We start from the raw sequence: 25719 nt of genomic DNA on the forward strand, positions 1-25719 counted from the left end.
AAATCAATTAATTACAGGTGTTTTATTTGTGGAATTGCATTTAAGAGTTAGATTAAATTTTTCGAAATGATTAAAAGATACTTTTACTTTATTTTACTTTATTTTACTTTATTTTACTTTATTTTACTAATATTTTGCTTGAGTTGTGCAAATAGAAATGGGCATTTATTATCTTTTAATTTGCCAGATTATAACTATGATTATCACACTTTAAATAAAAGTATTAATACAGAGAATATTTATATTTTAAATAAAACAAATATTCAAACAGAAAGTGGTTTTAAAACTGAAAATTTAGAAAATGTTCAAGATTTTTTTAAAAGAAAATTAGATAATAATGTAACTTTTGATTATTTATTAAAAGACTCAAATAATAATTTACTATTAAAAACTGTTTTTCCTTATGAAATTTCTGATTCAGATTTAAAAATATTAGAATCATCAACAAATTTTGATTTTATAATTTTATCTAAAATTGAATATTTAGAGTACTTAGATAAAAAGAATTTAAGTAAAAATAATAATGCGCGTTTAATATCTGCTTTGGCTGGTGCTGTAGCAACTGTGAAAATTATAGATTTAAAAAATAAGGAAGTATTTTTAGAAATGAGTTGTACTGCAAGTGTTAATGATGCTAATTATCATTTTGAAGAGGCTTTAGATAATCAAAACCCTGTTATAAGTACAATACCTGTTTATAAAAAATCTATTAGTTTAGGCGAAAAAGCAATGAAAAAACTACTTAGAAAAATAAAATAAAAATATTTTAATTTTTTTTCAAATAGTGTTTGTCTAAAATAAAAACAGTTGTATATTTGCACACGCTTTTAAAGAGCAAGATGTGAAAGCATTTAAAATAAATAAAGAAGTCATTTAAAAATACATATAATGCCGAAAAGAACTTACCAGCCATCGAAAAGAAAGAGAAGAAACAAACATGGTTTCAGAGAAAGAATGGCTTCTGCTAATGGAAGAAAAGTTTTAGCTAGAAGAAGAGCTAAAGGAAGAAAGAAAATTTCTGTGTCTTCAGAATCAAGACATAAAAGATAATATAATGATTAACAATTGTTAATAATTAAGGTGTTACTATTTTTAGTAACACCTTTTTTTATATCTATTTGCTAACTATTTTTACAAACTCATAAAATACAACAACTTAACATGCCAAAAAGAAAAGACCTCAAATCAATTTTAATTATCGGATCTGGACCAATTGTCATCGGACAAGCTTGTGAATTTGATTATTCTGGTTCACAATCTTTACGCTCACTTAGAGAAGATGGAATCGAAACAATTTTAATAAATTCGAATCCTGCAACCATTATGACAGATCCTTCTATGGCTGATCATGTGTATTTGTTGCCTTTAACAACAAAATCAATCATCAAAATATTAAAAGAACATCCACAAATCGATGCAGTTTTACCAACAATGGGTGGTCAAACAGCATTAAACCTTTGTATAGAAGCAGATGATAAAGGAATTTGGAAAGATTTTGACGTAAAACTAATTGGAGTTGATATTGATGCAATTAATGTTACGGAAGATAGAGAGCAATTTAGAGAATTGATGTTGAAAATTGGTGTGGCAATGGCGCCTCAAGCAACTGCAACTTCATTTTTAAAAGGTAAAGAAATTGCACAAGAATTTGGTTTTCCATTAGTAATTAGATCTTCTTACACTTTAGGTGGTGCAGGAGCATCAATTGTTTACGATCCAAAAGATTTTGATGAATTGTTAAGCAGAGGTTTAGAAGCATCACCAATTCATGAGGTGATGATTGATAAAGCAATGATGGGATGGAAAGAATATGAATTAGAATTATTACGTGATAAAAACGATAATGTTGTAATTATTTGTTCTATCGAAAATATGGATCCTATGGGAATTCATACAGGAGATTCTATTACTGTAGCACCAGCTATGACACTTTCTGACAAAACTTACCAAAAAATGCGTGATATGGCAATTCATATGATGCGTTCTATTGGTGATTTTGAAGGTGGTTGTAATGTGCAATTTGCAGTTTCTCCAGATGAAAAAGAAGAAATAATTGCCATTGAAATAAACCCAAGAGTTTCTCGTTCTTCAGCATTAGCAAGTAAAGCAACTGGTTACCCTATTGCAAAAGTTGCAACAAAATTAGCTATTGGATATTCTTTAGACGAATTAGAAAACGGAATTACAAAATCTACTTCAGCCTTATTTGAACCAACTTTAGACTATGTAATTGTTAAAATACCACGTTGGAATTTTGATAAATTTGAAGGATCTGATAGAACTTTAGGATTACAAATGAAAGCTGTTGGAGAGGTAATGGGTATTGGACGTTGTTTTCAAGAAGCATTGCACAAAGCAACACAATCATTAGAAATTAAAAGAAATGGTTTAGGTGCAGATGGTAAAGGATACAAAGATTACAACCAAATTATAGAAAAGTTAACCAATGCAAGTTGGGATCGTGTTTTTGCAATTTACGATGCCATTGCTATGGGAATTCCACTTAGTAAAATATACGATATCACAAAAATAGATATGTGGTATTTGAAACAATATGAAGAGTTGTTTCAACTTCAAAAAGAAATTTCTACCTATACAATAGATACCATAGAAAGAGATTTGTTATTAGAAGCAAAACAAAAAGGTTATGGTGATAGGCAAATAGCACACATGCTAGATTGTTTAGAAAGTGAAGTATATACAAAAAGAGAAGAACTAAAAGTACAGCGAGTTTTTAAATTGGTAGATACTTGTGCTGCTGAATTTGAAGCAAAAACACCATATTACTATTCAACTTTTGAGAATGAAATAGAAACAGCAAGTGGAGAAATAACCATTGCAAACGAAAGTGTTGTTACCGATAAAAAGAAAATAGTAGTTTTAGGTTCTGGACCAAACAGAATTGGACAAGGAATTGAATTTGATTATTGTTGTGTACACGGAGTTTTAGCAGCAGCAGAATGTGGTTATGAAACCATCATGATTAATTGTAATCCTGAAACGGTTTCTACAGATTTTGATACTGCAGATAAATTATATTTCGAGCCTGTTTTCTGGGAACATATTTATGATATTATTCTTCATGAAAAACCAGAAGGTGTTATTGTACAATTGGGTGGGCAAACTGCTTTAAAGTTAGCAGAGAAGTTAACTAAATACGGAATTAAAATTATAGGAACTTCTTTTGAAGCTTTAGACATTGCAGAAGATAGAGGAAGATTTTCAACATTATTAAAAGAAAATAATATTCCTTATCCAGAATTTGGTGTTGCAGAAACTGCAGATGAAGCTTTAGCATTGGCAGATGAATTAGACTTTCCAATTTTAGTGAGACCTTCTTACGTTTTAGGTGGTCAAGGAATGAAAATTGTAATCAACAAAGAAGAATTGGTTGAACATGTTGTTGATTTGTTACGTAAAATACCAAACAATAAACTTTTATTAGATCATTATTTAGATGGTGCTATAGAAGCAGAAGCTGACGCAATTTGTGATGCAGATGGTAATGTGTACATCATAGGAATTATGGAGCATATAGAGCCTTGTGGAATTCATTCAGGTGATTCTAATGCTACTTTACCAGCATTTAATTTAGGAGATTTAGTAATGCAACAAATTATAGATCATACACATACCATTGCTAGAGAATTAAAAACAGTTGGTTTAATTAACATTCAATTTGCTATAAAAGATGATATAGTTTACATTATTGAAGCAAATCCAAGAGCTTCTAGAACTGTTCCGTTTATAGCAAAAGCTTATAAAGAACCTTATGTAAACTATGCAACCAAAGTAATGTTAGGACACAATAAAGTTACAGACTTTAAATTTAATCCGCAGTTAGATGGTTACGCAATCAAACAACCTGTTTTTTCATTTAATAAGTTTCCGAACGTAAATAAGAAACTAGGACCAGAAATGAAATCTACAGGAGAAAGTATATTGTTTATTGATAGTTTAAAAGACGACGAGTTTTATGACCTATATTCAAGACGTAAAATGTATTTGAACAAATAAACACTTTCAAAATGAATTAAAACACCCAATTTAAGTCTTTAAATTGGGTGTTTTTTTACTCAAAAATTATTATTGTTTAATAATTTTAACTAAACTTTAAACAAAAATAATGTTTTAGTAGCTTATTTATCTTTAGTTTTGAAGTGAACTAATTAAAAATTCACAAGATGAACACTAAGAATATAACGATGATTCTAGCTTTAGTAGGTATGTTTACAACTACTTCATGCAAAGACTCAAAGAAAGAAGAAGTAAAAAAAGAAACAACAGAAGTTGTTGCAGAAACTAAAAAAACAGAAATGGAGCCTAATATTGTTGAGGTAGCTGTTGGAAATGAAAATTTTTCAACATTAGTGGCAGCAGTAAAAGCAGCAGATTTAGTTGAAACTTTAAGTGGAGAAGGACCATTTACAGTTTTTGCACCTACAAATGATGCTTTTGAAAAATTACCAGAAGGTACTGTAGCAACTTTATTAAAACCAGAAAACAAAAGTACTTTGTCTGGTATTTTAACATATCATGTTGTGGCAGGAAAATTCAATGCAGCAGCTGTAGTAGATGCAATACAATCTAACAACGGGGCTTTTGAAATTAAAACTGTACAAGGTGGTTTATTAGTAGCTTCTTTAGATGGAGAAAACGTAATGTTGAAAGATGAAAAAGGAAACATGTCAAAAATTATAATGACAGACGTTATGGCTTCAAATGGTGTAATTCACGCAATTGAAACTGTTGTAATGCCTAAATAATTTTATAACATAATATTATAAAAAAACCTTTACTTAATTTTGAGTAAAGGTTTTTTTTATGAATTAATTCAGTTCTATTTTAGAGTTGCTTTTCTCTAAAAGATGAATATAATCTTCTGTTTTAAATGCTTTACTACTAAAGCGCGAAGTTCTGTTTTTACCTTCACTTTGTCTTGTAATAGATCTTGCAAAACGTCTTATTTCATGTTTTGATTTTAATATAATACCAGGAATTGGAGTGCTTTTTCCGTTTTCATCTTTGGCTACCATAGTAAAATAAGAAGAGTTACAATGTTTCTTTTTACCAGTTCTAATATTTTCAGACTCTACACGTAAACCTACAACCATAGAAGTTCTTCCAGTATAATTTATAGAAGCTTTTAAAGTAACCAACTCACCAACTTCAATCGGATTTAAAAAATCTACCTTATTCACAGATGCTGTTACACAATAATTTTCTGAATGTTTAGAGGCACATGCAAAAGCAATTTGATCCATCAAATTTAAAATATGACCACCATGAATTTTTCCGCTAAAATTAGAATGAGAAGGCAACATCAATTCAGTAATTGTTAATTGAGACTCACTAATACTTTTAAATTTTTTTTGCATGATTTTTAATTTACTCTAAAGTGTGGAGATTGTTCTTTTTCAACCTTTGTAATAAAATACTTGGTATCTCCTAACCAGAAAAATGTTGCATATCTTTCAATATAAGTTAGTTTAACATAGTTACCTTGATATTCTTTTAAGTTTTTTATCACTTGTTCATTTTTGTCTTCAACCGAAAAAGCAAATATTTGAGCACCTGAAATACCCTGACTAATTTCTCCTTCCCATGTTTTTACTAAAACTCCTTTCTTACTTATTTTTATTAATTCACCAGAACGTACACCCTCACTAAAAGTTATATTGTATATAAAGAGGTAGTAAAGTGATGTCATAATTAAAACAACAGTAACTAATATTCCTACGATTTTTTTCATATTCAAAAATACAATTTATAAGTATAGGTAAAAATTCCAAATGAATTTTTTCCTTTTTCAGGTTCATTTTTTCCTTTTTAACTTTTTAATATTTTATAAACAATTGCTTTTTTATTAATTTACAGTGATTTACATAAAATTATTTGTTAACTTTAATTTTTTGTAATAATTAAAAAAAAAGAACATAACTAACATTAAATTAAATACTACTCTTATGAAAAAAAACTACTTCTTCAAATTCTTTTTATTACTAATTCCTGCTTCGGCTTTTTTACTACTTTCATTTTCTGGAGGAAATGGAAGTGCTCTTTCAGGTTCGCCAGGAGATGGAGGTAATAATTGTACACAATGCCATTCAGGTTCAGCAAATAACAGTAATATTTCTATTACAACAAATATTCCAGGTACAGGTTATGAATTTAATAAAGAATATGATATAACTATTACAAATTCTGGAGGAGGTTCAAGAAACGGTTTTCAAGTAACTGCAGAAAGAGACTTTAACAATGCTAAAATTGGTACTTTTAGATCCACAAGTTCTGATACCCAAACAGCCGCAAGTAATACAAGAATTATACATACTAGCGCTGGAAATTCACAAAACACATGGTCTTTTAAATGGACTTCACCAGCTTCAGAACAAGGAAAAATTACTTTTTATGGAGCTTCCGTTTCTGGAAATGGTAATGGAGGTTCTTCTGGTGATCAGGTATTTTTAGGTAGCTCTATTTCTTTACCATCATTAAGTGTAAATGAAGCAAATCGTTTAAATTTTGAAATGTTTCCAAATCCTGCTCAAGATAATCTAACAATTCAATTACCATCAAACTCAGAAAAAGCAACTGTTCAGTTTTACGATTATGTAGGTAGATTGGCATTAACAAAAACAATAGAAAATAATAAAAACAGCGTAAATGTTTCTGCATTATCTTCTGGAGTTTATATTTTAAAAGTAGTAACAGGTGATAAAATAGGAAGTAAAAAATTTATAAAAAACTAAGAACGTTTTATTTATCAAATTTAAAAACCAATTGTAATATTTACAATTGGTTTTTTTTTTGCTAATTTTAAAGTAGATTTGCGTACTTCAAAAAAAAGAAAATGAATTATATTTTATTTGATGGTGATGTAAGAAAATCTTTATTGCCTTTTACATATACAAGACCAGTTGCAGATATTCGAGTTGGTATTTTAACCATTAGAGAAAAATGGGAAAAATACTTAGGCTTAACAACTACAACAATTACAGAAGAGTTTTTAGAAGAAAAATTTCCAATGGTAGAAATGGAAGAAAATATTTTACTAAATGCTTCTTTTTGTCCTACAGAAAATTTGGTTGAAAGCGTTAAAAACTTATCTAAAAACGAAGCAATTTTTAAAGGTGAAGATGTTATTGCTTTTTACACTTCCAACAATCAAGAGGAAGTAAATTTTGATGAATACACTCAAATTGAGTTTGAAGATGATTTAATTCAAATAAAAAATACTTGGGACATTTTTACATTTAACGGTAAAGCCATAAAACAAGATTTTAAATTGTTAACAGAAGGAAAAACATCACAACCAATTCCAAGTGGAGTTCAAGTTTTAAACGAAGAAAATATTTTTATAGAAGAAGGTGCAGAAATACTTTTTTCCACATTAAATGCTTCTGAAGGACCAATTTATATTGGTAAAGATGCTTTAATTATGGAAAGTTCTTCAATAAGAGGTCCATTTGCAATGTGTGAACATGCAGTAGTTAAAATGGGAGCAAAAATTTATAGTGATACAACTTTAGGTCCTTACTGTAAAGTTGGTGGAGAAGTAAGTAATTCTGTTTTATTTGGTTATTCAAGTAAAGGTCATGATGGTTACTTAGGAAACTCAGTTTTAGGTGAATGGTGTAATTTAGGAGCCGATTCGAACAACTCAAATTTAAAGAACAATTATGCTGAAGTAAAATTATGGAGTTATGAAACTGAACGATTTGCAAAAACAGGTTTGCAATTTTGCGGTTTAATGATGGGCGATCATTCTAAATGTGGTATCAATACCATGTTTAATACAGGAACTGTAGTTGGTGTAAGTGCAAATCTTTTTGGAAGTGGATTTCCAAGAAACTTTATACCTTCATTCAGTTGGGGTGGAGCAGCTGGTTTTACAAACTTTCAAATAAATAAAGTTTTTGAGGTAGCTACAGCTGTCATGAAACGTAGAAACTTAGTTTTTGATGAAAAAGAGCAAAGAATTTTAGAGCATGTTTTTGAGGAAACTAAGAAATATAGAAATTATTAAAACTATTTAGTTTTAAAATTTAAAATATAGCTATAAAAAAGCCTTAAAATTAATTTTAAGGCTTTTTTTATTAAAGTTTAATAAGTTGTTTATTTAATTTCTATCCACAATACTTCCAGAACCTACAGATTTGCTGTTTACATGAGTTGGATTTCCTTTATAATAAATACTTCCTGATCCAACTAATTTTGCATCTATTTTGTTTTTAACAGTTGTTTTTACGCTTCCAGAACCTGCAATAGTAGCATTAACATCGTTTGTGTTTAATTCAAAAGCTCTAATACTTCCAGAACCAGCTATTGAGCACTTAAAAGTTTCAGTTTTTCCCTCTAAGTCTATGTTTCCAGAACCACCAATATTAGCGTTCACGTTTTTTGCATTTAGTTGTAAATCTATATTTCCAGAACCGCCTAAACTAACACTAAAATCTTTCGCGTTTATAATTTCTTTACTAGTAATATTTCCAGAACCTCCCAAACCAATACTTTCAATATCTTTAAAAGTTACAGTAACTGTTAACCTTTTGGTAGTCGAAATATTTGTGTTTTTTTTGAAGTTTATTTTTAATGAACCGCTTTTAACTTCAGTTTCTATATAAGGTATTATATTTTCTTCACCTTCAATGGTAATTTTTCCTTCTGTTCCTTTTATAAGAATTACATCAAATGAGCCACCAGCGTTTATTGCGTCGTAATCATCTGTAGTTCTGTTTACAGTAATTACATTTCCATTACCTTTTATTTTTTCACTTTTTCCCCACCAATTTTGTGCATTTATAGAAAATGTTAGTGATAAAATTAAAGTTGTAAAAAGTATTTTTTTATTCATAATAGTTGTTTTAGTTGATTTTTTATTTCTAATTTTCTTCAAATCTAACACTTCCATATTGTGAGTTTATATGAACTCTAGCGTTAGTTTTTCCTTTACCGTATTTACCTTCGTAATATTTTTTGGTAGATTTTGTGATGCTTTTAAAAAGCTCAATATTAGCATCATTTCTTTTAAAACTACTGTATTGTAAATCAATTTCAAAATCAAAGGTTGCTCCACTTTCTACACCAATTTTAATACCAGTATATTGTCCAGAAATATCTACTTTTTCGAAACCATTTTGTAAGTTTTTAATATAAAGTGAACCATAATCTGTATCAATAATTATTTTTTTACGGATATTTCCAAATCGCATTGTTACGTAATCGGAATTTCCATTAATACTTTCTGCATCGTTTACGATAATAGAACCATAATCTAAATTAAAATCGATAGTTTCTGCTTTGTCAAATTTTAATGTTGAATAATCTGCATTTAAATTAATGTTTTCAGAGTTTTCTACTGTTAATTTTGAATAATCAATATTCACGTTACCACTTTTCATATATGAAATAGAGGAAGAAGAACAATAATCTAAATTTATGCTGTTGTTTGATGCTGTTAAATCTCCTATAGAAATTTTACCGTAATCGCAATTTATAGTTGCTTTCCCAGAAAGATTCCCCATATAAATACTTCCGTAATTATTGTCTAAGTCTACTGAGTTTGTCTTAGGCATTTTTACAATATAATTTATTTTGTAACTAGTGTTTTTATTTTTTCCCCACCAAGACCAACTACTCTTACTTTTTTCTATAATTGTTTTGGCTTCTACTAAAGATTTGCTAGCGTTAAATCGAATTTCTATAGAATTTAACTTTGTTTCTACTTCGTCTAAATCATCACCTTTAACAGTAATTTGCACTTCAATTTCAACACTGTTTTTATCCCAAGTAGTAATATTTAAATCGCCATATTTATTGCTTAAAGAAACTGTTGCATTTGAATTTACACTGTATTCTTTTTTTACGGTTTTACTTTTTTCGTGTTTTTTATCATTGTTATTGGCAGTAAGTACTGCAGGAAACAACAACAAAAAGAATGTGATTTTATATAAAAATTTCATTTTTAATAAGATTAGGGTTTTTAATTTGATCTATTTGTTTTAAAGTATTTTCTAAAATATCTAAACGTCTTTGGTAATTTTTAATCATGGCACTAATAATTCTTCTTTGTTTGCCATTTTTATTTAATTCAAGTACAAATATTTTATAATTATCTTCTAATTCTTCCAATTCATTTAAAGCGTTTTCTATGATTGTTTCGGTATCTAAGCTTCTGTTTTTTTCTAAAACTTTTATTTCATTGTTAATCGTTGAAACAAAATAGTTTTGTACTTCTTGCATTTTTGGTGAAACATCAGCCAAATCCATTTGTCTTTTTTGGTGATTGCTTCCTAACCAAAAACCTAAAACTAAAATCACAGAAGCAGCAACACTTAACCATTTCCAAGAAGTTTTGGGTTTTTTAATAGTCGAGTTTAGTTTGCGCTCAAAACGTTCTAAGTGACCAGAATGAGGTTCTTTAAAATCGAAATTATTTTCAGAAAAAAATTGATGTAATTTATCTTCCATATGCTTGTGTTTTTATATTCTCCGCAAGTAAAACTTGCTTTAATTTTTTCTTTGCTCTTGAAACTGTGGTTCTAACATTTTCATTTGTATAGTTTAATATTTGTGCAATTTCTTCATAATCATAGCCTTCAATTAAGTTTAAATTTAGTACCAATCTGTAATTTTCTTTTAAACCTTGTAAACAATTTAAAACAATTTCTGGTTTCAAACCAGTATATTCAATTGCTTCGTCTTGTGTATTATCATCATTTGGAATCACTTCCATTTTTACTTCTTGATATCTAGAGTTTTTCTTTAATTGCGTCAAACTTTTATTAATAACAATTCTTTTCAACCAAGCTCCAAAAGTAACTTCACCTTTGTAAGTATGCATTTTTGTAAAAACCGTTAAAAAGGCTTCTTGCATAATATCTTCCGCTTCAAAATCATCTTTTAAAATGCGATAAGAAGTATTGTACATTGCTTTGTAATAAGCTTTGTAAATTTCTAATTGCGCGTTTTTATCCGACTTTTTGCAGCGTTCTATAAGGTTGGTTATATGTGGTTGATTAGCTTCCAATAAAACGTTTCTATGTTAAAGACAAAAACATCTTTAACTTGTGACACTTTTCTGGAAATAAAAGTAAACTTTTTATTTTAGGTAAGTTTTTTAGAAAATTATGAAAGAATAAAATAGTTTTATTAATGGCTGTTTTCTAGAATATTACTTTCTAAATTTTCAAAATTATATAAGGTTTTATCTAATAAATGCGAAGGGTAAACGTTTTGTAAGGCATTCATCATTACAGAGCTTCTATCAGGAAAATCTTGTTCCCAATTAGTAATCATTTCTTTAATTTTTTTGCGCTGTAAATTTTCTTGAGAACCACACAAATTACAAGGTATTATTGGAAAGTTTAGTAAGTTTGCGTAAGTTTCAATATCACTTTCTTTACAAAGAGATAAAGGTCTTAAAATGATTAAATCTCCAGTATCATTTACAAATTTTGGAGGCATGGTTTCTAACTTACCAGCAAAGAAAAAATTGAGTAAAAAAGTTTCAATGATGTCATTTCTATGATGGCCTAAAGCCAATTTGTTGCATCCTAAATCTCTAGCAGCTTCATATAAAGTTCCTCTTCTTAAACGAGAACATAAACTACACGTTGTTTTACCTTCTGGGGTTTTTTCCATAACCACTTTATAGGTGTTTTTTTCAATAATTTTATAAGCTACATTTAAGTCAATTAAATATTTAGGCAATATTTCTTCTGGAAAACCTGGTTGTTTTTGATCTAAATTCACAGCAATAATATCGAAAGAAATTGGAGCCACTTTTTTAAAATGAAGCATCATATTTAATAAGGTGTAGCTATCTTTTCCTCCAGAAAGACAAACCATTATTTTATCACCATTTTCAATCATTGAAAATTGTTCAATAGCTTCTGCAACAGATCGTTGTAGTTTTTTTGTGATTTGTTTCAAATTTTCCATAAGTGCAAAAATAATATTAAGAAAGCGATAATAAAATTCCTTTGGCACAACAATTGTCTTTATTTAATAGATAATCTTTAATAAAGTTTTTATTTATTTGATTATCAATATTTTAAAAATAATAAACTAATATTGATTTTTTGTTTTTTGAAAATCAATGTCAGTATGACAGATATAAAGAAGATGAGTAAGCCAAAAGTAATGAGATTAGACAATATGTCGCTCCAAAATATGTTGAATGAAGATTCTGAGTTAATTCCATTAATGACGCCAGAAGATGAAGAAATTATTAATAAAGAGAGCGTACCAGAAATTTTACCAATTTTACCATTAAGAAATACTGTTTTATTTCCAGGTGTTGTAATTCCAATTACTGCAGGTAGAGATAAATCTATTCAATTAATAAAAGACGCCAATAAAGGCAGCAAAGTTATTGGTGTTGTAGCTCAAAAAAATGAAGAAGTTGAAGAGCCAACCTTAAAAGATATTCATAAAACAGGTGTTGTAGCACAAATTTTACGTGTTTTAAAAATGCCAGATGGAAATACAACTGTAATTATTCAAGGTAAAAAACGTTTTGAAATAGATACAATTATTCAAGACAAACCTTACTTAAAAGCAACTGTAAAAGAGGCAATTGAAGATACAGCTGTAGATGATAAAAAAGAATTTGATGCAATTATAGATGCTATAAAAGAACAAGCGTTGGAGGTTATTAAAGAAAACCCAATGTTGCCAACTGAAGCTTCTTTTGCAATTAAAAATATACAATCTAATTCTTTTTTGGTGAATTTCATATCATCAAATATGGATTTATCTGTGGCTCAAAAACAAGTTATTTTAGAAAAAGATAATTTAAAAGAACGCGCATTATTAGCCTTAAAAAATTTAAATAGAGAGCTTCAAAAGTTAAAGCTTCGTAACGATATTCAGTCTAAAACTCGTGAAGATTTAGATCAGCAACAACGTGAATATTATTTACACCAGCAACTTAAAACAATTCAAGAAGAATTGGGTGGTGTTTCTAATGATCAAGAATTAGAAGAAATGCGCCAAAAGGCGAAAACTAAAAAATGGACCAAAGAAGTTGGTGAAACTTTTGCTAAAGAGTTGGCTCGTTTAAAGCGAATGAATCCGCAAATGGCAGAATATGGTGTACAAAGAAGTTACCTAGAATTGTTGCTAGAATTGCCTTGGGGAGAATTTACAGAAGATAAATTTGATTTAAAAAGAGCCACAAAAATTTTAGATAGAGATCATTTTGGTTTAGAAAAAGTAAAAGAACGAATTATTGAACACTTGGCTGTTTTAAAGTTGCGAAACGATATGAAATCGCCAATAATCTGTTTATATGGTCCTCCAGGAGTTGGAAAAACTTCTTTAGGAAAATCTATAGCAGAGGCATTAGGTCGTAAATATGTGAGAATGTCTTTAGGTGGTTTAAGAGATGAAGCAGAAATTCGCGGACATAGAAAAACCTATATAGGAGCAATGCCTGGGCGTTTAATTCAAAATTTAAAAAAGGCAGAAAGTTCAAATCCTGTTTTTGTATTAGACGAAATAGATAAATTAGGCCAAAGTCATCAAGGAGATCCATCATCTGCAATGTTAGAGGTATTAGACCCAGAACAAAATGAAGCTTTTTATGATAATTATTTAGAAGTAGGGTATGATTTGTCTAAAGTACTTTTTATTGCTACGGCTAATAATTTAGGACAAATTCCTTGGGCTTTACGCGATAGAATGGAAATTATAAATGTTACTGGATATACTATTGAAGAAAAAGTAGAAATTGCTAAAAAACACTTGTTACCAAAACAATTAAAAGAGCATGGTTTATCTGCAAAACACTTAAAACTTGGTAAAAAGCAAATTGAAACAATAGTAGAAGGTTATACAAGAGAATCTGGAGTAAGAGGTTTAGAAAAGCAAGTTGCTAAAGTGGTTCGTTTTGTAGCAAAATCTATTGCTATGGAAGAGCCTTATGAAATTGCTTTAACTTCAGAAAAAGTAGAAGAAATTTTAGGAACACCAAGAAATAGAGATAAGTATGAAAATAATGGTGTTGCAGGAGTAGTAACAGGATTGGCTTGGACACAAGTTGGAGGTGATATTTTGTTTATAGAATCAATTTTATCTAAAGGAAAAGGAAACCTTTCCATTACAGGTAACTTAGGTAATGTAATGAAAGAATCTGCAACAATTGCGTTACAGTATATAAAGTCGAATGCAGAAGAGTTTGGTATTGAACCAGAAATAATGGAAAAGTATAACGTTCATATACATGTACCAGAAGGAGCAACTCCAAAAGATGGCCCAAGTGCAGGTATTACTATGTTAACTTCTTTGGTATCTTCTTACACGCAACGTAAAGTAAAAAATAAATTAGCAATGACTGGCGAAATCACATTGCGAGGAAAAGTGTTACCTGTTGGCGGAATTAAAGAAAAAATACTTGCTGCAAAAAGAGCAAATATTAAAGAAATAATTTTGTGTGAAGACAATAGAAAAGATATTTTAGAAATTAAAGAAAGTTATTTAAAAGGACTTACTTTTCATTATGTTTCAGATATGAAACAAGTCATAGAAATTGCACTTACCAAACAAAAAGTTGAAAACGCTAAGAAATTAGTATAATAAAAAAAGCCTCTCAATTTTGAGAGGCTTTTTTTTGAGTTCATTTTTTTATTATATGAGTTAAATACAGCCTTTAATTTACATTAGTTTTGAAGCAAAATAATAAAAACCAAAATTATGAGAATTAAAAATTTAGTACTTGCAATATTATCAATTGCAGTTTTAAGTAGTTGTAGTTCAAGTTCAGAAGCAGAAGTAAATGGTACATCACAAGTACAATTTAAGTTAGTTGATGCTCCTGGAGATTATAAAGAGGTAAATGTGGAAATTGTTGACATTCAGTACAATAATTCAGAATCCGAAGATGATTCAGCTTGGAAAAGTTTTACCAGCTTTTCTGGACCAATCAATGTCGATTTAACAACATTAATTGCTGGTAATTCAGTAATCTTATCAGATGAAGTTATAGAGGCAGGTATGTTAAAACAAATAAGATTAGTTTTAGGTTCTAACAACACATTGTTGCTAGAAGGAGAAATAAATACCAGACCTCTAAGTACACCAAGTGCTCAACAATCAGGTTTAAAATTAATGCTTAATGAAGAGTTAGAAGCAGGCTTTTCTTATACCTTTATTTTAGACTGGGATGTTCAAAAATCTATTGTAGAAGCAGGTGGTTCTGGAAATTATAATTTAAAACCAGTAATTAGAGTAAATGCAGAAAAAAACTCAGGAACTATTTCGGGATCAGTTTTTCAAGATAATGGAACTACAGAAACTTCAGACGATACACCTTTAGAAGATGCATTAGTGTCTATATACACTACTACAAATGTTTTAGTAGCAGAAACGTACACAAATGCAGAAGGTAATTTTACTGTTCAAGGGTTACCAGCTGGAAATTATATTGTAAAAATTACAAAAGGTAGTTTTATAGAATTCACATCATCTACCAATGTAACAGTTAATGTTGGTGAAACAGTAAGTTTTGGTAATGTAGTTTTAATTAGTATTTAATAATTAATTAAAATATATAAGCCTCTCAATTTTGAGAGGCTTTTTTTTATTATTTCGTTAACGTGTTTGTATATGGTTTGTTGCGTGGTTAAGCACGTAATTTAGCAAATAAAAACCGAATAGAAAATCCGCGAGGATTTTCGTAAGTAGGCTAGAACTAGCAATAAATTATATACGTTGTTACCTTGCGTTTTTATCCTTTCAACCAGTTAATCCAACGGTTTTTGTCTTTTTCATTATTTGATTGGTCAATAGCAATTTTTGCTATATCTGTTAATCTCTCCTTAATTTCTTCTAACCATTCCTCATATCCATCAAGACTATGTGATTCGTCTTTTTTGTATTCGGTAATTTCATTGATTTCATTCTTAAGAAGAGAAAGTTGTTCTTTAAGATTATTTTGAATGTATAATTTATATTCTTTCGCTTCCTTATTATTTTTGTCTTGAATTAGTTTGTTCAATATTTCTTCAGCTAATCTGTACCATTCATTCAAATAATCGTGATTAATTAAAACATAACTGGCGTAAGCGATACATACTCTTTTAAAATTTGGTTTTTCGATATGTGTGAGAACAAAATTTGATTGATTTTTTAGTTTAAATTTTTCAAAATATGTTTTTTCAGCTTCCTCATAAGATTCAAAAGATGAGATGTTCGATGTTTTGTTTTTGTCAACTTCAATTATAAAGTAATTGTTTTCTTTACCAATATGACAAAACCAATCTTTTCTGATTTTTGCATTGTTTTTGATAAATACCTCATTAAATTTCGAATGAACTTTGTGTTTATTATCTATTGAAATTACTTCTTTCTTTTCCTCAAATGTAAGTTCGTCAATTTTTGATAATTGAAATAGGAATCTTTCAAAATCAGGATGTTTTTGTCCTTCTTTGATTTTTAAATTATATAAAATATCAATTATTTCAACCATAGAAGCCCATTTATGGCTTTTAACAGTTCTTATTTGTATTTCAATAAGCTTACTCGGATTTATAGGACTCTCAATATATATGTGGTAACCTCGATAACCATCATTTTTAGTTTCTTTTAAGTAATCATTAAAATATTTTACATTGAACTGTTGGTTTAGTTTTTGAACTAATTTTGGAATTGAATTGTCATTGTAAACTAAAATCCGACAGCCAGCAATATCTCCCATATTGCCAAGTGCCATTGTCGGTTGTCTTTTTATTTTTGATAGAATTGATTCTATTCTTTTGATTCGAAAGGCAGTAATGCTGTCACTTCGAATGTCTTTAGCCATATCAGAAATCACTTCGAAGACAGAAGAAAGGTCAGACTTGAAAGAAGTCCTATATTCTTGTAGTTTTTCAAGTAAATCAGAAGAAGGATGTTCATTCTCCTTTATTAACTTTCGAATATCTTTTCCTAATTTATTTACTTGAGATTTTGTCATTTTCAAATGCAAGGTAACTTAGACGAATATGCGTCGTATTTGATATGACTTATATTCGGCGTTAGCGAAGTTATATTTTTTTAAGTTTAGAAACAAACCAAATTAGTCTGCTTTGGGTTGACTTTGCCAAATTACATTCACAATTTTCCATTGATTATCTACTTTAGCCAAATGAAATAAATCTATACCCCAAACAGCTGTTAATTTAGCCGAGGCAGTTTTAGAATTTACATCAAAAATTTCAATTTTTTTAGGCGAGTTCTCATCAGCTTGATCAGAATCTGAATTCCATCTTGCAGCCAAACGTACCAATTGTTCATGAGTCATTTCTAAATTATCTCTATAAGCCTTTTCTTTTGGATGATACCAAAAACCTATTTTACGCAATTTAGGATCTACGCTTTTTATAATTTTTGTAGAATCTACTAAATACAAAGCTTCTACATAATTTAAAATAGCATTTTCTACGCCTTTAAAATCTTCTTGATTGTACTCCTTTTTAATAATTTCTTTTTCTTCTTTTTGAGTTGTACACGAAGAAAAAAGAAGAATGGAAAATAGAGTTGTTAGAAAAAAATAGTTCTGATTTTTCATAATTGGTTGATTTTTAATTCCTTCTAAAGTTATAAAAGATAATTTAAAATCAATATTACAAAAAAACCTTTAACTTAAAATTAAGGTATCTGCTTACCTTTAAAATTAATTATTTGTATAATTTTTTTGAAGCTTCCCAAAAAACATCCATTTCTGCTAAAGTCATATCAGAAAGTTTTTTGTTTAAATTTTTAGCTTCTTTTTCTAAATATTGAAAACGATTGATGAATTTTTTATTCGTTTTTTCTAAAGCATTTTCTGGATTCACATTGATAAAACGTGCATAATTAATCATTGAAAATAAAACGTCACCAAATTCTTTTTCAGTGTTTTTTGTGTTTCCTGCTTTTATTTCTTCGTTTAATTCAGTAAGTTCTTCTTGTACTTTTTCCCAAACTTGTTCTGGTTTTTCCCAGTCGAAACCTACACCAGCAACTTTTTCTTGAATTCTACTTGCTTTAACAACTGCAGGTAAACTTTTAGGCACACCTTCTAAAACAGAAGTTTTTCCTTCTTTAAGTTTTAAGTTTTCCCAGTTACGTTTTACATCTGCCTCATTTTCAACCTTAACATCTCCATAAATATGTGGGTGTCTGTCAATTAATTTATCAGAAATTGAATTGGCAACATCAGCAATGTCAAATGCTTTTTTTTCGCTTCCAATTTTTGCGTAAAAAACAATGTGCAATAAAACGTCACCTAACTCTTTTTTTATTTCTTGTAAATCATTATCAAGAATGGCATCAGTAAGTTCGTAGGTTTCTTCTATTGTTAAATGACGTAAACTTTCGAGGGTTTGTTTTTTATCCCATGGACATTTTTCACGGAGTTCATCCATGATATCTAACAAACGATTAAAAGCGGCTAATTGCTCTTTTCTTGTATTCATTTTTATTTATAGAAGTAACAAAATAGCAAGTTTTCAAAAACTGAAAATTGAAATTGTTTGCTAAAAATTACTCAGCTTTTGTTTCTTCAGTAGTTTCTTCTGTTTTAGAAAAATCCATACCAGATTTAACCAATAAATTATACCACTGAACTACTTTTTTAATGTTTGAAGTATACACTCTTTCATCGTCATAATTTGGTAATACTTCAGCAAAAAAAGTTTCTAATTTTTTACTGCTTTCTTTGTGTGAAATAGCTTCTTTACCTTCTGTTTTTGCGTACATTGCCTTAAAAACATCTAATAAAGGTAAATCTTCTTCGTATGTGTAAATGGCAATGTTTTCTAACAAACTTACGTTTTGTGTAGCGTTTACTGCCAATCTTTTTTTATCTGTTAAAGACTCAACAATAATTGCATTTTTTGATTGTGAAACTACTTGGTATAAACCAGGTTTTCCTGTAACTGATATAATTTTACTAAATTCCATTTTAATATTTTTTATTGTCTTTTTAAGACTATTTGCCTTTTTTTAAATTAGGAAAACGCATTCTATAATCTGCATTAATTTTTCCTTTAGAAATGTTTTCTAATTTCTTTTTAATCAATCTTTTTTTAAGTGATGATAATTTATCTGTAAATAAAATACCTTCGATATGATCATATTCATGCTGAAAAACTCTTGCAGCCAAACCATCTAAGTTTTCTGTATGTTTTTTAAAGTTTTCATCTTGATATTCAATGGTAATTTTTGGTTTACGAACAACATCTTCACGAACATCAGGTATGCTTAAACATCCTTCATTAAAAGTCCATTCATCTCCTTCTTCTTCGATAATTTTAGCGTTTATAAAAACCTTATTGAATGTTTTTAGAACAGCTCTGTCTTTTTCAGACAAATCTTCATCTTCTGCAAAAGGAGATGCATCAATTAAAAACAAACGTATTGCTTTACCAATTTGAGGAGCTGCTAAACCAACACCAGAAGCATTGTACATAGTTTCTCTCATGTTAGAAATTAATTTTTCTAAATCTGGGTAGTTTTCATCTATTTCTACTGCAACTTTTCTTAAAACAGGATCTCCGTAAGCAACAATTGGTAAAATCATTTTTTTAATTTTATTTAAAAACGAGTGCAAAAATACAATTTACAATTACGAATTACGAATTTTTGCTTTTGAATTTTATGAAATACTTTGCAAACTACTTATACATCTATTAATTATTTATCCTTTAAAAATGGTAATAGAACTTAATAGTTTGTGTTTATATATGCTGGTTGTATAAATAAGATTGTAAAATAATTGTGGCACTAATTTCATCAACTAACGCTTTGTTTCTGCGTTGTTTTTTTTTCATTCCACCATCTATCATTGTTTGAAAAGCCATTTTTGAGGTAAAACGTTCGTCAACTCTTTGTACAGGAATTTCTGGAATTGTTTTAGCTAATTTTTTTAAGAAAGCAACAATTAAAACTTCACTTTCACTATCAGAATTATTCATTTGTTTTGGTTGTCCAACTAAAAATAAATCTACTTTTTCTTTAGAAACATAATCTTTTAAAAAGCTTAATAATTCATTAGTATTAACAGTAGTTAAGCCAGATGCAATTATTTGCAGTTCATCAGTTACTGCAATTCCTGTTCTTTTTTTTCCAAAATCGATTGCTAAAATTCTTGCCATTTACAATTGTTTTTGCAAAAATACGTTTTTTAAACAAAGCAGCTATATCTGTTTAAAAAATGTATCTTCGCTTTCTATTTTTACAGATACATTTATATTTGCAGAAATTAATATATTACAATGGAACAAATTAGAGAAATTATAGAATCAGCTTGGGAAAATCGTGAGTTATTAAAAGAACAAAACACGATAGATACAATACGAAAAGTAGTTGATTTGTTAGATAAAGGAGAGTTAAGAGTTGCAGAACCAACAACAGATGGTTGGCAAGTAAATGAATGGGTTAAAAAAGCAGTTGTTTTATATTTTCCAATTCAAAAAATGGAAACTCTAGAAGCTGGTATTTTTGAATATCATGATAAAATTCCATTAAAAAGAAACTTTAAAGAAAGAGGAATTAGAGTGGTACCAAATGCAGTAGCAAGACATGGAGCCTACATTTCTGCAGGAACTATTTTAATGCCAAGTTACGTAAATATTGGTGCTTATGTAGATGAAGGAACCATGGTAGATACTTGGGCAACAGTAGGTTCTTGTGCACAAATTGGTAAAAATGTACATTTATCTGGTGGAGTTGGTATTGGTGGAGTTTTAGAGCCATTACAAGCAGCTCCTGTTATTATAGAAGATGGCGCTTTTATTGGATCTAGATGTATTGTTGTGGAAGGCGTAAGAGTAGAAAAAGAGGCTGTTTTAGGCGCAAATGTTGTGTTAACAATGAGTACTAAAATTATAGATGTAACTGGAGATGAACCTGTAGAAATGAAAGGAGTAGTACCTGCAAGATCTGTGGTAATTCCCGGAAGTTATACAAAGAAATTTGCTGCTGGAGAATACAATGTACCTTGTGCATTAATTATTGGAAAAAGAAAAGAAAGTACCAACAAAAAAACATCTTTAAACGATGCTTTACGTGAGTATGACGTAGCTGTTTAAAGACTAACTTTTATGACAAAAATATCGGCAATAATACCTACTTTAAATGAAGAAATTCATATAGCTGATGCTATAAAATCTGTAAGTTTTGCTGATGAAGTTATTGTAATTGACTCTTTTAGTACAGATAAAACTGTTGAAATTGCAGAAAAAATGAATGTAAAAATCATCAAACGAAAGTTTGATGATTTTTCTTCTCAAAAAAACTTTGCAATATCTCAAGCAAAACATCCTTGGATTTATATTTTAGATGCTGATGAAAGAGTTACAAAACCAGTGAAAGCAGAAATATTAGAAAGCGTAAAAAATCCTAATGGTTTTGTTGGTTTTTATGTAAGAAGAACTTTTTACTTTGCGGGAAAAAAAATAAACTATTGTGGTTGGCAAAGAGATAAGGTAGTACGTTTGTTTTTAAAAGAACAATGTAAATATGTTGGTGTAGTTCACGAAACAATTACTACAAATGGTCAGTTAGGTTTTTTAAAAAATAAAATAGACCACTTTGGTTACAGAAACTACAACCATTTTATATCTAAAATTAATTATTACTCAAGTTTAAAAGCTAAAGAACTTCATGCAAAAGGTAAAAAAGTAAATGCTTTTCATTTATTAGTTAAACCAGCTGCAAGGTTTTTTATTCACTATATAATACGCTTAGGATTTTTAGATGGTTTGGCAGGTTTAATTCTTGCTAAAATTTTAGCTTACTCTGTTTTTACTAGGTATATAAAGTTATGGCTTTTAAACAAAGGAATTAAAGAGCATTAATTACTTTTATAGAAAGCATAATTTTTTAAAAATCGATATGTTTTATAAGTAAGCAACGTAATTAGTTGCCAAAAAGGACGAACAATTTCTCGTACTATTTTTTTAAATTTAGGCATTTTCTTTTGCTGAATTGTAGTGCCACCAACATTTTTATCGTTACTAGTCACATAACATTTATTAGTTGTTAAAACTGGTGTTTTGTGTTTAAAAACGTCTTGTTTTAAAACATCAATAGGAGCGTAGTAAGTGTTTAAATTTTTAAAAAGTATTTCAGCCGCTTTTTTACCAATAATTTGTCCTGTTGTTTGAAGCGAAGGAACTAAAAATGTGCTTGTAAATTCGGTTGAATTTATTTCGTAAAATCCTTTTCTACCAGAAATGTCTAAAAAAGTATTTTTAGTAATCGATTTTAAAAGCAACTCTAAATCTTCAAAAAAACTATCTGTTAAAAGTGCATCATCCTCTAAAATTATGGCAAAATCTTCTTTTTGGGTTCCTATAATTTTCCATAAATCGAAATATGTTTTTGTCAAACCTATTTCACCATCATTTAAATTAGGATAATGGGTAAAAATATTGAATTGACTTTTTGCTTTTTTTAAAAAATCTTGAGGTAATTCTTTTCCATAAACAGCAGGCATTCTGGTTAATGGAATATTCAATTTTTTAAACTGATTTTCCATAAAATTTCTACGCTCTAAACTTTTGTCTAAATTGATGTAATAAACTTTAAAAGAACTCATAATTTTATCCAATTTTTAGGTACAATTTCATTTTCTTTTGAAATATACCATTGTTTTGGTGCAATAATAGTTTTTTGTTCATTTTTATTCAACCAAGCTCCCCACCAAGAAAAACTACTGTTTGCCGTGATGTTATGAGTACACAAACTCATCAAATGTAAATCTTCATGAGGTGAACATTTATGATCTACAAAAAAAGCATTTTTAATAGGTAAATTGTTTTTTGTCCAAGAAATATCATCAGAAAATACAAAAAAAGAAACATTTTTATATTTTTCTTTAATGATAGAAATAGCATTTTTGTAGTACTCTAAACTGCAAGTTCCGTGAACACTATTCGATTTTTTATCAGAAACATAATCTCCTCTTCTAATATGTAAACTACAGCTTACTGCTTTTTCTGAAATTTGTGTTATGTATTCTTTGGTTGTTTCTTCTATGTTAAAGTCAATTGTGAATTGCTCTAAAAGTATATTTCTTATTTCCTTAAAATATTTTTCTGTTTGAAAATACCCTTTCACATATTCGTTTCCTTTTAAAGAAATAAGGCTTTCATCATATCGTAAGTTTTTTTCTTTTAAACTTCTAAAAAAATTGATTTTTGATAGCAGTACTTTGGCTTTATTGGCCTGTTTTAAATCTATTTTATATTTATTTAATTGATAACCACCATGTAATTTATAGTTCTTAAAACCAGAAATATCTAACTGTACATTAAAACCCTTTTGTACCAACATTTTTGCATATGCGTATTGAAACATTTGATTTCCTAAGCCACCAAGAATTCTAACAATTACCATTTACGTAGGTTGTTCATTTTTTAATGAAATACAAAAGTACAAATGTTATCACAATTTTCTTTTATCTATTTTAGGTTTAAAAGAATAGAAAACAATAAATTTGCATCACTTTTTAAAAATTATGAATTATACAGAAGCAATTTCATCAGAAATATTTAAAATAATTGCAAAAGCATCTAAAGAAATACAAACAGAAAGTTATGTGATTGGTGGTTTTGTGCGTGATTTTTTTTTAAAAAGAGGAACTGCAAAAGATATTGATGTTGTTACTATTGATAGTGGAATAGACTTGGCTTTAAAAGTATCTGAATTGCTGCCAAACAAACCAAAAGTGCAGGTTTTTAAAACTTACGGAACTGCCATGTTACGTTTTAAAGATGTTGAAATTGAATTTGTTGGTGCTAGAAAAGAATCGTATTTAGAAGAGAGTAGAAATCCTGAAGTAACTGAGGGTACTTTACAAGACGACCAGAATAGAAGAGATTTTACCATCAATGCTTTAGCTTTAAGCTTAAATGAAGCAAATTTTGGTGAATTATTAGATCCGTTTAACGGAATTGAAGATTTAGAAAATAAAGTTATTAGAACACCTTTAAATCCTGATATCACGTATTCTGATGATCCATTAAGAATGATGCGTGCCATACGTTTTGCAACACAATTAAATTTTAAAATTGAAGAAAATTCTTTAAAAGCCATTAAAAAAAATGCTCACAGACTTAAAATAATTACCAGAGAAAGAGTTATTGACGAGTTAAATAAAATTTTGAGTGCACCAAAACCTTCTGTAGGTTTTTTATTGTTAGAAAAAACTAATTTATTAGAACAAATTTTACCAGAGTTAATTGCTTTAAAAGGAGTAGAAGAGGTTGAAGGGCAAAAACATAAAGACAATTTTTATCATACGTTAGAGGTTGTAGATAACATTGCAAAAAACACAAATGATGTTTGGTTAAGATGGGCAGCATTATTACATGATATTGGAAAAGCTCCTACCAAAAAATTTAGTAAAAAAGTAGGTTGGACGTTTCATGCGCATGAGTTTGTGGGATCTAAAATGGTATACAAACTATTTAAAAGATTAAAAATGCCATTGAATAACAAAATGAAATTTGTTCAAAAAATGGTTATGTTAAGTTCAAGACCTATTGTGTTAGCAAGTGATGTTACAGATTCTGCTGTAAGGCGTTTGGTTTTTGATGCTGGCGAAGATATTGACGATTTAATGACGCTTTGTGAAGCAGATATTACTACCAAAAACCCAAGAAAATTTAAAAAATATCACCAAAATTTTAAATTGGTTCGTGATAAAATTAAAGAAGTAGAAGAAAGAGATAAGGTTCGTAATTTTCAACCACCCATTTCTGGTGAAGAAATTATGACAGCTTTCAACTTAAAACCTTGTAGAGAAATTGGTCAAATAAAAGAAGCAATAAAAGAAGCGATTTTAGATGGAAAAATTCCTAATGAGTACAAAGCTTGTTACGATTTTATGATTGAAAAAGGGAAGGAATTGGGGTTAAAAACTAGTTAATAAAATTATATATTATTAACTGAAAGGCCAAACTCTTTTTGGTTTTTTATTTACAAAACGATTAGAACAATATTCCAACAGGTAAAACCACTTGTCTTTTGTTATTTTTGTTTTCTTAGCTTTAACTAAATCCACTAATTCCTTGTTATTAACTATAACAGATGCTAGTAAACTTTGGTCGCAATTTACAGTTGCATTTTCATGATAGAAAGTAAACATTTTATCATATAGTGGAATCCATTTTTGCCAAGTTTCTTTTGTAGCAATTTGAACGCCACCACCAATTTTAATTTGTTTATCTGCAAGAAAAAGATAATTTTGTCTCAACTCTTTCTTCTTGAACTTCTTAATTTGTAAAAGTGTCATTTTTTTAGAATCTAAATAACTAACTTCAGGGAAATTAATGTCTATTTCTTTCCTAAAACAACCTATATCACACCAAACAAACCATTCTGTATTTTTATATAAATCGATTGCTTTTTCTACGAATTTGCATTTTTCATTATATAAAAGACTTAGTTGCCAAACTCTTGTTGGGTTTATATCTTTTTTTTGTTGTTCTTCCCAAAAGTCCTTTCCGTATTTCTTGAAAAAATATAAATCATTAAAAGGAAGTATTTGATATTCTATTTTAGAATCTTCAATTGATAGAAAATCCTTAGATTTTTCATCAGTAAAAACAATGATTTTTGTATTTAAGTTAGATAGAAGATTTAAAAACCAAGTTTTATATAAATCGTGAGACCTGTTAGGTTTTGGTTTCACTAAATAAAAACAAGTAGCAACTAGTGTTTTCATCTTTTATACCAATTGTT

General features: G+C 28.8%; 27 protein-coding genes. 11 read left to right on the plus strand and 16 right to left on the minus strand.

The window, feature by feature from the left end; genetic code table 11:
- Nucleotides 1-138: 138 nt before the first annotated feature.
- From FDT66_RS12745 to FDT66_RS12760, 4 genes are all read left to right on the plus strand, one after another.
- Nucleotides 139-759: a hypothetical protein gene (locus FDT66_RS12745; protein WP_138537145.1), complete on the plus strand. Its 621-nt coding sequence runs from the start codon at nucleotides 139-141 to the stop codon at nucleotides 757-759.
- A gap of 129 nt (nucleotides 760-888) precedes the next feature.
- Nucleotides 889-1050, plus strand: coding sequence for a 50S ribosomal protein L34 (rpmH, locus tag FDT66_RS12750; RefSeq protein WP_088324822.1), 162 nt, complete (start codon nucleotides 889-891; stop codon nucleotides 1048-1050).
- A 111-nt stretch (nucleotides 1051-1161) separates the two neighbouring features.
- On the plus strand, nucleotides 1162-4017 hold the full coding sequence (carB, locus tag FDT66_RS12755) for a carbamoyl-phosphate synthase large subunit (protein WP_138537147.1): 2856 nt from the start codon (nucleotides 1162-1164) through the stop codon (nucleotides 4015-4017).
- Between the two features lie 167 nt (nucleotides 4018-4184).
- Complete coding sequence (locus tag FDT66_RS12760; RefSeq protein ID WP_138537149.1) at nucleotides 4185-4766, plus strand: fasciclin domain-containing protein; 582 nt, start codon at nucleotides 4185-4187, stop codon at nucleotides 4764-4766.
- Nucleotides 4767-4829: 63 nt separating this feature from the next.
- Here FDT66_RS12760 and FDT66_RS12765 read toward each other — a convergent pair whose 3' ends face one another.
- Both FDT66_RS12765 and FDT66_RS12770 read right to left on the minus strand, forming a co-directional pair.
- Complete coding sequence (locus FDT66_RS12765) at nucleotides 4830-5378, minus strand: acyl-CoA thioesterase (RefSeq protein ID WP_138537151.1); 549 nt, start codon at nucleotides 5376-5378, stop codon at nucleotides 4830-4832.
- 5 nt (nucleotides 5379-5383) lie between these two features.
- The gene (locus tag FDT66_RS12770) at nucleotides 5384-5752 is read right to left on the minus strand and encodes a 6-phosphogluconate dehydrogenase (RefSeq protein ID WP_138537153.1); all 369 of its coding nucleotides are present in this window, start codon (nucleotides 5750-5752) and stop codon (nucleotides 5384-5386) included.
- 214 nt (nucleotides 5753-5966) lie between these two features.
- On the opposite strand from FDT66_RS12770, the gene FDT66_RS12775 reads away from it, so the two are divergent.
- Both FDT66_RS12775 and FDT66_RS12780 read left to right on the plus strand, forming a co-directional pair.
- The gene (locus FDT66_RS12775; protein ID WP_138537155.1) at nucleotides 5967-6752 is read left to right on the plus strand and encodes a choice-of-anchor V domain-containing protein; all 786 of its coding nucleotides are present in this window, start codon (nucleotides 5967-5969) and stop codon (nucleotides 6750-6752) included.
- Nucleotides 6753-6853: 101 nt separating this feature from the next.
- Nucleotides 6854-8029, plus strand: coding sequence for a GlmU family protein (locus tag FDT66_RS12780; protein WP_138537157.1), 1176 nt, complete (start codon nucleotides 6854-6856; stop codon nucleotides 8027-8029).
- 93 nt (nucleotides 8030-8122) lie between these two features.
- Here the strand turns inward: FDT66_RS12780 and FDT66_RS12785 are convergent, their stop codons facing one another.
- From FDT66_RS12785 to ttcA, 5 genes are all read right to left on the minus strand, one after another.
- The gene (locus FDT66_RS12785; protein WP_171032387.1) at nucleotides 8123-8857 is read right to left on the minus strand and encodes a head GIN domain-containing protein; all 735 of its coding nucleotides are present in this window, start codon (nucleotides 8855-8857) and stop codon (nucleotides 8123-8125) included.
- Between the two features lie 28 nt (nucleotides 8858-8885).
- Nucleotides 8886-9965, minus strand: a complete 1080-nt coding sequence (locus FDT66_RS12790; RefSeq protein ID WP_138537161.1) for a hypothetical protein — start codon at nucleotides 9963-9965, stop codon at nucleotides 8886-8888.
- Entirely contained in the window at nucleotides 9949-10473 is a 525-nt protein-coding gene (locus tag FDT66_RS12795) for a DUF3379 domain-containing protein (RefSeq protein ID WP_138537163.1), read from the minus strand. The genes FDT66_RS12790 and FDT66_RS12795 overlap by 17 nt, the downstream gene beginning before the upstream one ends.
- Nucleotides 10463-11032: an RNA polymerase sigma factor gene (locus tag FDT66_RS12800; RefSeq protein WP_138537165.1), complete on the minus strand. Its 570-nt coding sequence runs from the start codon at nucleotides 11030-11032 to the stop codon at nucleotides 10463-10465. Before FDT66_RS12800 ends, FDT66_RS12795 begins: the two co-directional genes overlap by 11 nt.
- 122 nt (nucleotides 11033-11154) lie before the next feature.
- Nucleotides 11155-11946 carry a tRNA 2-thiocytidine(32) synthetase TtcA gene (ttcA, locus tag FDT66_RS12805; RefSeq protein ID WP_138537167.1) on the minus strand — a complete coding sequence of 264 codons (792 nt, stop codon included), beginning with the start codon at nucleotides 11944-11946 and terminating at the stop codon, nucleotides 11155-11157.
- 165 nt (nucleotides 11947-12111) lie between these two features.
- Here ttcA and lon point away from each other — a divergent pair, with 165 nt between their 5' ends.
- Both lon and FDT66_RS12815 read left to right on the plus strand, forming a co-directional pair.
- Nucleotides 12112-14583 carry an endopeptidase La gene (lon, locus tag FDT66_RS12810; RefSeq protein ID WP_138537169.1) on the plus strand — a complete coding sequence of 824 codons (2472 nt, stop codon included), beginning with the start codon at nucleotides 12112-12114 and terminating at the stop codon, nucleotides 14581-14583.
- Nucleotides 14584-14700: 117 nt separating this feature from the next.
- Nucleotides 14701-15540 carry a DUF4382 domain-containing protein gene (locus FDT66_RS12815; RefSeq protein WP_138537171.1) on the plus strand — a complete coding sequence of 280 codons (840 nt, stop codon included), beginning with the start codon at nucleotides 14701-14703 and terminating at the stop codon, nucleotides 15538-15540.
- Between the two features lie 193 nt (nucleotides 15541-15733).
- Here FDT66_RS12815 and FDT66_RS12820 read toward each other — a convergent pair whose 3' ends face one another.
- The 6 genes from FDT66_RS12820 to ruvX all read right to left on the minus strand — a co-directional run bounded on the left by FDT66_RS12820 (nucleotide 15734) and on the right by ruvX (nucleotide 20123).
- Nucleotides 15734-16960 carry a nucleotidyltransferase family protein gene (locus FDT66_RS12820; RefSeq protein WP_138537173.1) on the minus strand — a complete coding sequence of 409 codons (1227 nt, stop codon included), beginning with the start codon at nucleotides 16958-16960 and terminating at the stop codon, nucleotides 15734-15736.
- Nucleotides 16961-17062: 102 nt separating this feature from the next.
- Complete coding sequence (locus FDT66_RS12825; RefSeq protein WP_138537175.1) at nucleotides 17063-17554, minus strand: nuclear transport factor 2 family protein; 492 nt, start codon at nucleotides 17552-17554, stop codon at nucleotides 17063-17065.
- A gap of 109 nt (nucleotides 17555-17663) precedes the next feature.
- Nucleotides 17664-18443 carry a nucleoside triphosphate pyrophosphohydrolase gene (gene mazG, locus FDT66_RS12830; RefSeq protein ID WP_138537177.1) on the minus strand — a complete coding sequence of 260 codons (780 nt, stop codon included), beginning with the start codon at nucleotides 18441-18443 and terminating at the stop codon, nucleotides 17664-17666.
- Between the two features lie 67 nt (nucleotides 18444-18510).
- Nucleotides 18511-18930: a DUF5606 family protein gene (locus tag FDT66_RS12835; RefSeq protein ID WP_138537179.1), complete on the minus strand. Its 420-nt coding sequence runs from the start codon at nucleotides 18928-18930 to the stop codon at nucleotides 18511-18513.
- A 28-nt stretch (nucleotides 18931-18958) separates the two neighbouring features.
- On the minus strand, nucleotides 18959-19549 hold the full coding sequence (gene def, locus FDT66_RS12840) for a peptide deformylase (protein WP_138537180.1): 591 nt from the start codon (nucleotides 19547-19549) through the stop codon (nucleotides 18959-18961).
- Nucleotides 19550-19706: 157 nt separating this feature from the next.
- Complete coding sequence (ruvX, locus tag FDT66_RS12845) at nucleotides 19707-20123, minus strand: Holliday junction resolvase RuvX (RefSeq protein WP_138537182.1); 417 nt, start codon at nucleotides 20121-20123, stop codon at nucleotides 19707-19709.
- A 120-nt stretch (nucleotides 20124-20243) separates the two neighbouring features.
- On the opposite strand from ruvX, the gene FDT66_RS12850 reads away from it, so the two are divergent.
- Together FDT66_RS12850 and FDT66_RS12855 are read left to right on the plus strand one after the other, a co-directional pair.
- Nucleotides 20244-21059, plus strand: coding sequence for a 2,3,4,5-tetrahydropyridine-2,6-dicarboxylate N-succinyltransferase (locus FDT66_RS12850; RefSeq protein WP_138537184.1), 816 nt, complete (start codon nucleotides 20244-20246; stop codon nucleotides 21057-21059).
- Nucleotides 21060-21071: 12 nt separating this feature from the next.
- A complete protein-coding gene (locus tag FDT66_RS12855; protein WP_138537186.1) occupies nucleotides 21072-21827 on the plus strand; it encodes a glycosyltransferase family 2 protein in 756 nt (251 codons plus the stop codon).
- On the opposite strand, the gene FDT66_RS12860 is transcribed toward FDT66_RS12855, so the two are convergent.
- Both FDT66_RS12860 and FDT66_RS12865 read right to left on the minus strand, forming a co-directional pair.
- Nucleotides 21824-22570, minus strand: a complete 747-nt coding sequence (locus FDT66_RS12860) for a glycosyltransferase family 25 protein (RefSeq protein ID WP_246034875.1) — start codon at nucleotides 22568-22570, stop codon at nucleotides 21824-21826. The genes FDT66_RS12855 and FDT66_RS12860 overlap by 4 nt on opposite strands.
- Nucleotides 22567-23370 (minus strand): alpha-1,2-fucosyltransferase, encoded by an 804-nt coding sequence (locus tag FDT66_RS12865; RefSeq protein ID WP_138537190.1) that lies wholly within the window; start codon nucleotides 23368-23370, stop codon nucleotides 22567-22569. Before FDT66_RS12865 ends, FDT66_RS12860 begins: the two co-directional genes overlap by 4 nt.
- A 121-nt stretch (nucleotides 23371-23491) precedes the next feature.
- Here FDT66_RS12865 and FDT66_RS12870 point away from each other — a divergent pair, with 121 nt between their 5' ends.
- Nucleotides 23492-24904 (plus strand): CCA tRNA nucleotidyltransferase, encoded by a 1413-nt coding sequence (locus tag FDT66_RS12870; RefSeq protein WP_138537191.1) that lies wholly within the window; start codon nucleotides 23492-23494, stop codon nucleotides 24902-24904.
- A 15-nt stretch (nucleotides 24905-24919) separates the two neighbouring features.
- Here FDT66_RS12870 and FDT66_RS12875 read toward each other — a convergent pair whose 3' ends face one another.
- Nucleotides 24920-25702, minus strand: coding sequence for a WlaTC/HtrL family glycosyltransferase (locus tag FDT66_RS12875; protein WP_138537193.1), 783 nt, complete (start codon nucleotides 25700-25702; stop codon nucleotides 24920-24922).
- Between the last annotated feature and the right edge of the window lie 17 nt (nucleotides 25703-25719).

Origin of the sequence: Polaribacter aestuariivivens, assembly GCF_005885675.1 — a bacterium.
GTDB lineage: Bacteria > Bacteroidota > Bacteroidia > Flavobacteriales > Flavobacteriaceae > Polaribacter > Polaribacter aestuariivivens.